Raw genomic sequence first — 11,344 nt, forward strand, 5'->3', positions numbered from 1 at the left:
TGGGGGAACGACGATGAATGATTCTGGCGGGCCGCCGTGAAATTGCTGGCACGGCGCGCGGCCAACGGGTCGATGGGAGCAGGCACTTCCAGCTCGATGCGAGGGGTCAGCGGCCAGACAATCACTGCGATACTGATCGTTGCCATCTCCGGCGGCCTATTCTGGCTTGTCCAAATCTACACCTCAGCACTTCGCGACCCACGCTATCTCGACGGCTGGCTGCTGGCTGGTGGAATGAGCCTGCAGCTCTTCTTTCACGTCGCCACCAAAACGGGCCGGCTATCGCCGAAGTCCATCATGCGATGGCGGACTTTTCATATTTTCGTGGGCTACCTGCTCGTCGCTGCGTTCCTTTCTCATTCGAATTTCGCCCTTCCGAACTCGGCGTTCGATTGGGCGCTATGGACGGGCTTCGTGCTCGTAACTCTAAGCGGCCTCTTCGGCACTTACCTGGCTTGGTCGCTGAAAACCAAGGGCCGCGTCGACGACCGCATCGGCTATGACCGCATTCCCCTTCGCGTCGCTGAACTCGCGCAAGATATGAAAGCAATCGTCGCAATGCCCGATCCGTCGCCCGACGCGATCGCGCTGCCCCCGGCGCCCTATGACGCCTGGATCATCGATCTCTACACCAACCACCTGCAGGACTTTTTCGAGGGTCTGCGGAATTTCTCATCCCATCTGGTCGCTTCGCAACGCCCGCTCAAGCGGCTCATCGACGAAATCAATCATCTCGCACCCTACGTTGACGCTCAGGGCCAGGAAAAGCTGTCCCGAATCTGGAACCTCGTCGCCGAAAAGGATGCGCTCGATTTCGCGCGCGTCCATTTCGGGCTCACCAGGGCTTGGCTATTTGTTCATGTGCCCGTCACCTACGGACTGCTCGTGCTCTCGGTGCTGCACGTCCTCGTCGTCTACTCTTACGCGTCGGGGGCTATGTGATGTGGCGCTTTTTCTGGCCGCAAGAGAGCGACAGTCCGAAACCTCCGAGTTTTCGGCGCGACCGCCTTGCGCTGCTCGTGGCGCTCGTCACGGCTGCCTCCACGCTTACTGCTTTCTTTCTCTCGAAGAGCACGCAGTTCCTCATGCCCGGGCCGTTGACGAGCGCTCATGCGTCGATTGAAAATTGCTCTTCGTGTCACAGCAAAAGCGGCGACGGTAAGTTGAGTTGGATTCACGGCCTTGTCGCCGGCAATCCGATTGATGATAGCAAGGCCTGCATCACCTGCCACAAGATGCCGGCAACAGCTTTCTTCCCGCACGGCGCTTCGGCCGAAGTCCTGTTAGCAAGCACCAAGCGGCTAACCAAGGTTGCAGCATCCACACCTGAGCCGCTATCAGCTCGCGCCCAAAACGGCGCCTTCCCGGCCCATGATGTCGTCTCGCGCGGCCTCACTTGCGCAACCTGCCACCAGGAGCATAAAGGCGCCAATTTCAAACTGGGCAAGATTTCCAACGAGCAGTGTCGCTCGTGCCATGTCGTGAAGTTCGACAGCTTCGACGGCCATCATCCCCAATTCGAAAACTATCCCTTCGATCGGCGCACACGGATCATCTACGATCACGCCAGCCATTTCGAGAAGCACTTTCCCGAAGTTGCGAAAAAGGATGCAGCAAAGCGCATTCCGGACACCTGCTCGACCTGTCACGACAGCCCGAAGGACAGGCGTGTCATGGCCGTCGCGCCATTTGAGAAGACCTGTACCGGCTGCCATCTCGATCAGATCACAGGCAAGGAGCGGGCGACTGGCCCGAAAGGCATCGCCTTCCTTGCGCTCCCTGGCCTCGACCTGCAAACGCTGAAAAACAAAAACGCAGCGATCGGCGAATGGCCCGAGGCGTCGGAAGCGGGGCTGACACCCTTCATGAAGGTGATGATCAGCCGGACCGAGAAGGGCCGCGCGCTTATCAAGACCGTGGACAAATTGAACCTCCAGGATCTGAGCAATGCAAGCGACGACCAAATCACGGCGGTTAAGGATCTAACCTGGGAGATCAAGCGGCTGCTGTATGCCCTGATCTCGGGTAAGGCTTCGGACGTTCTCGGCGACCTCAACATCGGCAGCGGCGGAAAGCTGAGTGCGTCTCTCGTCGCCGATCTGACCGCGAGCATACCGCGCGATGTGGTCGTTGGTGCTCAGCAGCAGTGGCTGCCCAATCTCGCCAGCGAAATCACCGGCGGCGCGATGACCGCCGATCCGCAACCAGTCGCCAATGATCCCGAACCAAGCAATTCAAACGCAGCGACCACCGAGGAGCCAGCTGCCGCAGATACGCCCGCCGCCTCGGACGAACCTCAGTCATCGGCCGAGACTGATGAGAAGAAAGAGGCGCCGAGTGAAAATGCCAGCGGCACCAAATACGATCCGCCAGCATGCCTCATGCGCGTTCTCGGTCAGTGCCTCATGCCCTCGGGACAGGAGAACAAGGCTGAAGGCGCCAATCCCGAAGGAGCCGCCGGAAAGGACGATAGCGCAAACGCGACGTCTAACGGCGGCAACGAAAAACGCGCCGCCGGCAGCCTGCCCGAACCGATGAGGGCTGGACTGCGGGACGCACGTCCGGCGGAGACTGCTCAAGTCGCCGGCGAAAAAGCCACGAGCCAATCTGACGAACTCCTCCGCCCCACGGAGGAAGAGCTTCGCGAGATGAAGGCGCGCTCCAATGACCGCGGCAGAGCACCGGAACCGCGTGCAATTCCATCGCAGCCGGACACAGCCTCCACGTCTCCGGCGAAGACCGCGCCTGTGATCGGCATAGAAAGCAATATCGACCCGGAGAGCTGGGCCGAATACGGCGGCTGGTACCGGCAGGATTATGCAATTTTCTATCGCCCAGCAGGCCACAAGGACAAATTCATCTACTCATGGCTCTTCCTGACCGGGCCGCAGGCGCCCAAGGGTGACCGCAGCCCCGCAGCAGCTGTCTTTGATTTTCTGACGAGCAAGGACGCTCAAGGGTCATGCACGAAATGCCACAGCGTCGACGACATTCAAGGCAAAGGACGCATCGTCAACTTCTCCCCGTCATCGGCCGAAACGAAACTCGGACGCTTTACGACTTTCATCCATGAGCCGCATCTCGGCGTGATGCAAAACCGCGGATGCTTAACCTGCCATAGCCTTGAAAAAAATCGCCCCTATCTGAAGAGCTACGAGCAGGGCAATCCCCACAACTTTGCCTCCAATTTTGGAGCCGTGAACAAGGACCTTTGCCAGAGCTGTCACGCCACCAAGAAAGTGCGCCAAGACTGCCTCACCTGCCACAAGTATCACGTGAACGGCGTGATCACGCCGATCATGCAGACGAAAATCCCGATGCAGTAATGCGACGCGTTCTACTCAAATCAAGCCGATGAAGACGAGACATCGCCACGGCGCCTCATCATCTTTTGTCGCGCGATGCCGATGTGCTGATGCCTCATTTTGCAACCCATTCCTCAGCGAAAAAAAATGTCACGAGGATGGGACATGACACAGCAATATATGATGGTCGCCACGGGAACAGCCGCCACGCTGTTGGCGACGGCGCTACTTCTCTTTCGATTCAAATTGCACGGTCACCGGCCGGCCGTGACGCTCGTCAGACGGTGGATCGCAACAGGCCTTCCCTCATCCGGTCTCGTATTGCTTCCGCTCGCTGCGATCGCCGCCCTTTGCTTTGCAGGCGTCGCTCAGAACGAGTTGAGCGCGTCCAACACCGAAGCAGCCCTGAGTGATACGCCGTCCGCACCGCATTCGGCATTCGCCTCCGACGATGACTCGAATGCATTGGAGTCTCTACGCGCCTACGCGAATTCGATAGAGACACATCCGGATCGGGCGGGAACTCAATCACCCGCCCCAAACGCGGCCGATCTGCCCGACGTCGATACGATGATCGTGAAGCTCGTGACGAGGCTCGAACAAGATCCAAACGATGTGAATGGCTGGAAAATGCTCGGATGGTCATATCTCAATACGGATAAGCCAGACGATGCGGCCAAAGCCTACGAAACGGCCCTGAGGCTCGACCCCGGCAACATTGAAATCAAGAAGGCCCTCGAGCAGGCAAAGTCGGCACAGATCGCGGCAGGCAATGCGCCATCTGCTTCAGCATCAGAGCCTGCCGCAGGGGACGCCGCTTCTCAGCGTAACGACATGATCCACGGCATGGTCGACAAGCTCGCAGCCCGGCTCGAAGTCTCTCCAAACGACGAAAACGGCTGGCTGCGTCTTATGAGTTCGCGCATGACCCTTGGCGAGAAGGATGCTGCAAAAGCAGCACTGACGAAAGCACTCGCAGTCTTTGCAAGCGACGCCGGAGCAAAGACCCGTCTGACCTCCGCGGCACGCGAACTCGGCATCGACAGCGAATAGTCGGTCAGCCGCAATCCGAAGGCAGGCAATCACCCGCCATCGAGGTGTTTGCGAAAAGCGCATCCCGTGAGTTATGAAGTCCCACAACTCCACGGGATAGCGAATGACGATTTCAAGCGATGACGAGCTCGACAGGCTGAAGGAGATCGGCCGCATTGTCGCCAACACACTGGCAGCCATGGGAACGGCCATCGAGCCCGGAATGACGACGAGCGAACTGGATGAGCTCGGTCGAACTCTTTTGGAAAGAGCGGGGGCCACGTCCGCTCCCGAGCTTTGCTACGGCTTCCCGGGCGCGACCTGCATCAGCGTCAACGAAGAGATCGCTCACGGCATTCCGGGGAACCGCCGGATTGCTGCCGGTGACCTAGTCAATATCGACGTTTCCGCGCAAAAGAATGGGGTGTTTGCCGACACGGGCGCATCTTTCGCCGTGCCGCCGGTCACCAAAGCGATCGAACGCCTTTGCCGTGATGGGCGACGAGCTATGTGGACCGGTATCAGGCAGATCGGCGCGAACAAGCCGCTCAGTGGGATCGGAACGGCCATCGGCGCATTCGCTCGCCGAAACCGCTACACGCTCGTTCAAAATCTTGCCAGCCACGGCGTCGGACATTCGTTGCATGAGGAGCCGACAGACATCGCAACCTGGCCGGTTCGATCCGACCGGCGGATCATGAATGAAGGCCTCGTCTTCACCGTGGAGCCGTTTCTTTCGCTGGGCGCCGTGTGGGCGCAAGATGGTGGCGAAGCTGGAGATGCGTGGACCCTCTTCAGCAGTCCCAGAGCGCCGACCGTCCAATACGAGCACACCGTCGTCGCGACGCGTAACGGACCTCTGGTTGTGACCCTACCAGGGTAGTTTTCAGCCAGGGTCCGCTCCCGGACCAAATCGGACCAAGTCACTCTGAAGCGTGCCTCCAGCGGATAGCGCAGGTTCGCTTGTGACCTGAAGAGTCCGGCGCATCCATTTGATACATCACAGTTTTGCGGCAGGAAGCGATTTCAAGACCGCGAACCCGCGCCTGTATGTCAAAGTCAGTTTCAGCTTCAATTGCCTGAGACGAGAAACGCGGCCCGATGGTCCATTTGGCGACCGTAAGCCAGGAAGTTTCAGGACCGGCGCGCGGAACGCCTTCCCTCACACGTCCTTGCGTCTCTTCAGGTAACGGTCCATCACACGTGGCGCAGGAAAGAAGACGGATCAAAAAGAGCGCACCCAGGGAACACGAATGCCTTTGATCGTGTCATTCGTCAGTCAAAAAGGCGGGGTCGGCAAAAGTACGCTTGCCCGGGCCCTCGCCGCAGTCGGCGCGACGGGCAAGTTGAAGGTCAAGCTCGCAGACCTTGATATCCAACAGCAGACTTCGGTCCGATGGGGAAAGGCGCGTAAGCAGAGAGGGACAGCGTCTCACATCGACGTCGGTGCCTTCCGATCGTTCGAAGAAGCACTCGCAAAAAGTGAAGCCTTCGATCTCATCATCGTCGATACACCGGGCCACACGAGTCCATCGACAGGCACAGTCGCCCGCGCCTCGCATCTCGTCGTGGTGCCGACGAGCGCCACCATAGATGATTTGTATCCGACTGTTCTGCTCCTCCGCGCCCTTGAGGAAATAGGAATTCCTCAAAGTCGACTGGCAATCGCCCTCTGCCGTGTATTGGAAGCAAGCGAGGAGAAAGTCGCGAGGAACTACATTGCTGCTGCGGGCTATGAATTATTGCCCGGGTTCATCCCGGAACGCGCATCGTATCGAACTGCGCAGAACCGTGGACAAGCACTCACCGAAACAATCGACGGGACTGAGAACGAGTCAGCGGATACGCTCATTGAAAGTCTGCTGAGAAAAATAGCCGGACAATCGGGTCGAACGCAAAATTGGAACGGCGACTGAAGTCGATCTCATCCTCACTCGGCAATTTATGCCTCGTCGCGAACACCATGGAAGGAAGAACGAACAGCGTCGATCATAACTCTCTGAAAATTGGTCGGGGCGACATGATTCGAACACGCGACCCTCTGCTCCCAAAGCAGATGCTCTACCAGGCTGAGCTACGCCCCGACTTGGGCCATCATCTGCCGCTTTCGCCCGCTAAGGTCAAGTCGCGGCTAACGAAAGCGGTGCGGCATCCCGCTTTCACGGCCCGGCCGCGCCGGAAAAAATCGGATAACGCACTTTGTCGCCGGCTTTAATGCCGAGCCGCGACGCCGTACCTCCCGGAATTTCCAGGACGGCGAGCACGGTCGCACCCGACGAGATTACGCGATCCGACAGCGGCTCCGCCCCCTCCTCGATCCGCGCAATCGTACCGTCGGCACGAATGAAAAGCATATCGAGCGGGATATACGTGTTGCGCATCCACATCTGCAAACCGCGCTCGGCCGGATAGGGGAAAAGCATGCCCTCGCCCGCTCCGAGCGACGTGCGGAACATGAGCCCCAGCGCCTTCTCCTTTTCCGTCGCCGCGACCTCAACCGTAAACGGATGCTCGGCCCCGCCTTGAGCGGAAACGATCGTCAACTTGTCCTGGCGCATTTTGGCGTATGCGGCCGGAACGAGATCGATCAACCGGTTGAGAACCGGGAAGCTCGCCGCGAACACGGGCAGAAAAATAAAAAGGGCCACGCAAATCGCGGCCCCCTTCGTTGAACTCGACATGACTGTCGCCATCGTTCCCGCGTCAGTTACGGGACGGCAGCCCCGTCGGCACACCGTCCGGCCTGAGTTCCGCAGCCATGCAGCCCTTAGATCCATAGCCCCAACGGACTTGGACGATCTGGCCCGGCCGTAGCTCAGTGAAGCCGAAGCGGCGCAACGTTTCCATGTGGCAGAAGATATCGGGCGTGCCTTCGCCGCGGGTCAGGAAGCCAAAACCGCGTACCCGATTGAACCATTTTACGTAAGCCCGGCACCAATCGCTTTCCGGCTGCACGATGACGTGGGTGCGTTGCGGAAGCTGCGACGGATGAATAGCCGAACTTTCGTCCATGCTGAGAATGCGAAATGCCTGCATGCCTTTTGGCCTGCGTAGAACTTCGCAGTGAAGGCGTGCCCCTTCGTAAGCAGTTTGAAATCCACCGGCTCGGAGGCAGGTGACGTGCAGAAGTATGTCCGGCAGGCCATTGTCAGGAACAATGAAGCCGTAGCCTTTCGAAGCATCGAACCATTTGATTGTTCCGGCAACCTCGAAAACTTCGGCCGCCGCGTCGTCGAGCGCTTCGGGACCAATCGGACCCGGTTCAAAATATTCTGAAAGCCCGGGACGTTTATTATCCCCCATACTTGCTTACCCCGCGTGTACTGTGCGTCAAACGATAACGAGCATTCCGCGGTTGTCGTCCTCGCGTCCGTTCTGGAAGAGCCCTCTTCAGAAGCGAACGCTGAAACGCAACTGCGCAACGGCGTAAACCATAACACTGGCTCTGCCCGGAACTAGGGGCAATATTTTGGCCACTCCCCCTTGACCGCGAGTTGTGGTGCCTCAATCCACATCGCATGTCACACACTAAGCCAATGATAAGCAGTAAAAAAACGTGGTCGTGATTCATCCCCAGTTTCGATTGTGCGCGTAGTTCGGTGCAGAATTCCTCCACATGCGTGCATAAGTTTTGCACTGCGAATCATCGCGACGTGATTCGCTCATCTCGTCTTGTTTCCCATGAGCTTTCGAGTTGCCGTCGCAAATGAAGAAGCGAAAGTCTTCAATGCTCATCCACAGTTACGCAAAAACACGAGATAAGGCGACCCGGTGCCGCGAGACGTTTAGAGCCGCAGTGTGGCACAGCTGCAGCGCATAGATTCCGGCAGCCGAATTTTGCCGCTGACGAGGTGCAGCAACCTCGGAATTTCGAAGGAAGGGAAGCGATGCGCTACTTGCACACGATGGTTCGCATCAAGGAGATCGCGCCGAGCCTGAAGTTCTACTGTGACGCTCTCGGGCTGAAAGAAATCCGTCGCATGGAGAGTGAGAAGGGCCGCTTCACGTTGATCTTCCTCGCGGCGCCGGACGACGAAGCGCGCGCCCAGAGCGAAAAGGCGCCGATGCTCGAACTCACCTACAATTGGGACCCCGAAGACTACGGCTCGAGCCGGCACTTCGGCCACATCGCTTTTCAGGTGGATGACATCTACGCAACATGCGCTCGGCTCCAGGCGGCCGGCGTCACGATCAACAGGCCGCCGCGCGACGGACACATGGCGTTCGTGCGCTCGCCCGACCTCGTCTCGATCGAGCTTTTGCAGAAGGGCGCACCGTTGCCCCCAGCGGAACCTTGGGTCTCCATGCCGAATACCGGGACATGGTGAGCACCGCGGCCGCCCCTCGCGACGTCGCTGTCATCGGTGCGGGACCCGCCGGTCTCTATGCCGCCGAGATCATCGCGAATGCCGGACATCGCGTCACCGTTTACGAGCGCATGCCCTCGCCCGCCCGCAAGTTCCTGCTCGCCGGGCGCGGCGGCCTGAACCTCACGCACAGCGAACCCCTCGAAAACTTCTTGACGCGATACAGGACGGACGCAGACAACGTTCGTGCCATGGTCGAAAGCTTTCCGCCCGCAACGCTTGTTGAATGGGCGAACGGGCTCGGCGCTGACACATTCATCGGTTCGAGCGGCCGCGTCTTCCCGCGAGCGATGAAAGCCTCCCCTCTCCTGCGCGCGTGGCTGCGCCGTCTGGGCGGCCTCGGCGTCGTGATCAAAACGAGGCACCGCTGGACCGGCTTCGCGCCGGAACGCGGTCTCCTTTTTGAAACACCCGAAGGGACCGTCACTGCGATGCCGGACGCAACGCTCTTCGCGCTCGGTGGTGGAAGCTGGCCGAAGCTCGGCTCCGACGCACACTGGACCGGGACATTCAGCGCCGCCGGCATTCCGGTAACGCCGCTTGCTCCCGCCAACTGCGGCGTGCGCATCACGTGGTCTGAGATCTTCAAATCACGCTTTGAAGGCGCAGCGTTGAAGCGCATCGCGCTTACCTGCGCGGGTGCCACGACACGAGGCGAAGCAATCGTAACCCGCGACGGCCTCGAAGGCGGAGCAATTTACGCGCTCATACCGCACATACGTTCGGCGCTACGCACGAAGGAGGGTGTAACGCTCTCCATCGACCTGAAGCCCGACGTCGAGCAGCCCGCTTTGGCCGAACGGCTCGCGAAACCGCGCGGCAAGGAAACGCTGACGAACTTTCTGCGAAAGGCGACACATCTGGATCCGGCCGCGCTCGCCCTCCTCCGCGAAGCGGGCGCAAGCCTTCCCCATGGAAGCAACGCTCTTGCGGCCCGCATCAAGTCTGTTCCGCTCTCGATCGTCGGCGTTGCCGGCATAGAGCGCGCCATCTCCACCGCCGGCGGCATCGACTGGTCCGCCCTCGATCATGACATAATGATCAAGGCGCGCCCTGGAGTTTTCGCAGCCGGCGAGATGCTCGACTGGGAAGCGCCGACTGGGGGCTATCTGCTGCAGGCGACATTCGCGACCGCGGCGCGAGCGGCAAACGGATTGGTGGCTTGGCTCGCACGAGAACGCGGTCACTAATGCGGCATCTCGAAAATCGGGAGGCTAAAAAATCAGGAGGAGAGAAACGCGGTCCCTTTCAGGTAGCGTCCCTCTCCCGTCGTCGGCCCTCTAACGCGGATCAGTGATCCCAAGCCATATCGTTGTCGTGGACGTGCAGCGCCTTCGAAAGCCACTGCTCATCGAACGCCGCGATCTGAAGATTATTCGACTCGAGCATCTGCATATGCCCGTTGCCGAAGATCTTGACCGTCGGCAGGTAGACATACGAGTGCGGAATGCCCGCCTGATTGAGGAACAACGACGTGCAGTAGTCGTATGTCGAGTGATACGATGCTTGGCCCGTCTGAATCAAAATCGGCGTTCCCTTGAGGCCGGTCGGCTGATGGATGACAGGCCCCGATTGCAGCCAGCAGCTCTTGAGATTCGACGCGGGCTGACCTTGGAAACCGCCCGCCGGCGGCGGTGTCTTGGTGAGACCGAGATCGGCTGCACTTGCGACAGGCGGACTGAAATTCAAGCAGACGTTACTCAGGCCGCATGTCGTGCCCGGGGCATTATCACCATTGAGACTCGAATTGCCCGTCGGCTCGACAGCGATGATGGCTTTCACCTTGCCGGGATTGGCCTGGGGAATGAACCAGCTTTCCGGTCCCGTCATCGAATGCGTAATAATGATCGCAGGACCGATCTTGTTGATCAGTGCCGTCACTGCCGCGGTGGTCAGCGCCAGCGCCTGATTGTTGTCCGGCATATTCGCGACCTGCGATGCGAAGAACTGATCATAGGCGTATTGGCCAGGAACGCCGCTCCCCGGTCCGCCCGGCCACTGCGTATGAAGCGCCGCCTGCGGCCATGCGAGCGGGCTCGTCAATTCCGGAGCCGTGAACATCTGCTTCACAGTCGTCGGATTTGGGTTCGCCGCCTGGGCGCCATAGGCATTCGGGAAGTAACCCGATTTGCCGCGTCCCGGCTGATCGATGACATAGACGGGCCAGCCATGTGCAACGAAGTAGGCGGCCCAACCCGGTCGCTGATCGGGCGTACCGAGATAGTTTGCGCCCGTTTGCTGGCTGCCGTGGATCATGATGATGGGCAGCCGGCTCGTCGGCTTCCAGCTCCACGAATGGTTCTTCGGCGAAGTCGGCAGCTGATAGAAGACATGCATCTGGCCTGACATCGTCGTCGGCGTTCCGGCAGACGGCGCGGTGTCGTACACGCCGCCCATATAGAGAACGCCCTGCTCGCCGACGATGAAGGGGCCGAGATCGTCGTTATTCTTATTGCCGTTCGCCCATGCGCCAAAGCTGCACGCGAGACTGAGCGTCCCGGCGACAAGCGCAGCAGTCGGGAAATGCGATCGTTTGAAATGTGCCTCCATCGGGCGTCCTCCTTGATCATCGCTTTAAAAAATGGCTTCGGGTTCCGGTGTCGGGGAACGCCACAAATTGTAGGGACATCGCGAAGGCTG

General features: G+C 59.4%; 10 protein-coding genes and 1 tRNA gene. 7 read left to right on the top strand and 4 right to left on the bottom strand.

Annotated elements, in window-relative coordinates:
* Positions 1-36: 36 nt before the first annotated feature.
* The 5 genes from K2Q04_RS11700 (at position 37) to K2Q04_RS11720 (ending at position 6,253) form a co-directional block, all read left to right on the top strand.
* Positions 37-942 (top strand): hypothetical protein, encoded by a 906-nt coding sequence (locus K2Q04_RS11700; protein ID WP_291163662.1) that lies wholly within the window; start codon positions 37-39, stop codon positions 940-942.
* On the top strand, positions 942-3,326 hold the full coding sequence (locus K2Q04_RS11705) for a cytochrome c3 family protein (RefSeq protein WP_291163665.1): 2,385 nt from the start codon (positions 942-944) through the stop codon (positions 3,324-3,326). Before K2Q04_RS11700 ends, K2Q04_RS11705 begins: the two co-directional genes overlap by 1 nt.
* 144 nt (positions 3,327-3,470) lie before the next feature.
* A complete protein-coding gene (locus tag K2Q04_RS11710) occupies positions 3,471-4,358 on the top strand; it encodes a tetratricopeptide repeat protein (protein WP_291163668.1) in 888 nt (295 codons plus the stop codon).
* 103 nt (positions 4,359-4,461) lie between these two features.
* Positions 4,462-5,220, top strand: a complete 759-nt coding sequence (gene map, locus K2Q04_RS11715) for a type I methionyl aminopeptidase (protein ID WP_291163671.1) — start codon at positions 4,462-4,464, stop codon at positions 5,218-5,220.
* Positions 5,221-5,590: 370 nt separating this feature from the next.
* A complete protein-coding gene (locus tag K2Q04_RS11720) occupies positions 5,591-6,253 on the top strand; it encodes a ParA family protein (RefSeq protein ID WP_291163673.1) in 663 nt (220 codons plus the stop codon).
* A 91-nt stretch (positions 6,254-6,344) separates the two neighbouring features.
* Here K2Q04_RS11720 and K2Q04_RS11725 read toward each other — a convergent pair.
* From K2Q04_RS11725 to K2Q04_RS11735, 3 genes are all read right to left on the bottom strand, one after another.
* Positions 6,345-6,421 (bottom strand) — tRNA-Pro (locus K2Q04_RS11725).
* A gap of 75 nt (positions 6,422-6,496) precedes the next feature.
* The gene (locus K2Q04_RS11730; RefSeq protein WP_291163674.1) at positions 6,497-7,018 is read right to left on the bottom strand and encodes a DUF192 domain-containing protein; all 522 of its coding nucleotides are present in this window, start codon (positions 7,016-7,018) and stop codon (positions 6,497-6,499) included.
* Positions 7,019-7,040: 22 nt separating this feature from the next.
* The gene (locus K2Q04_RS11735; protein ID WP_092869362.1) at positions 7,041-7,640 is read right to left on the bottom strand and encodes a cold-shock protein; all 600 of its coding nucleotides are present in this window, start codon (positions 7,638-7,640) and stop codon (positions 7,041-7,043) included.
* 584 nt (positions 7,641-8,224) lie between these two features.
* Here K2Q04_RS11735 and K2Q04_RS11740 point away from each other — a divergent pair.
* Both K2Q04_RS11740 and K2Q04_RS11745 read left to right on the top strand, forming a co-directional pair.
* Positions 8,225-8,665, top strand: coding sequence for a VOC family protein (locus K2Q04_RS11740; RefSeq protein WP_291163680.1), 441 nt, complete (start codon positions 8,225-8,227; stop codon positions 8,663-8,665).
* Positions 8,659-9,894, top strand: coding sequence for a TIGR03862 family flavoprotein (locus K2Q04_RS11745; RefSeq protein ID WP_291163683.1), 1,236 nt, complete (start codon positions 8,659-8,661; stop codon positions 9,892-9,894). Before K2Q04_RS11740 ends, K2Q04_RS11745 begins: the two co-directional genes overlap by 7 nt.
* A gap of 100 nt (positions 9,895-9,994) precedes the next feature.
* Here K2Q04_RS11745 and K2Q04_RS11750 read toward each other — a convergent pair whose 3' ends face one another.
* Positions 9,995-11,254: an alpha/beta hydrolase gene (locus K2Q04_RS11750; RefSeq protein WP_291163686.1), complete on the bottom strand. Its 1,260-nt coding sequence runs from the start codon at positions 11,252-11,254 to the stop codon at positions 9,995-9,997.
* Positions 11,255-11,344 lie beyond the last annotated feature (90 nt).

This window comes from Hyphomicrobium sp., from assembly GCF_019753045.1.
In the GTDB taxonomy this organism is placed as follows: Bacteria; Pseudomonadota; Alphaproteobacteria; order Rhizobiales; family Hyphomicrobiaceae; genus Hyphomicrobium_B.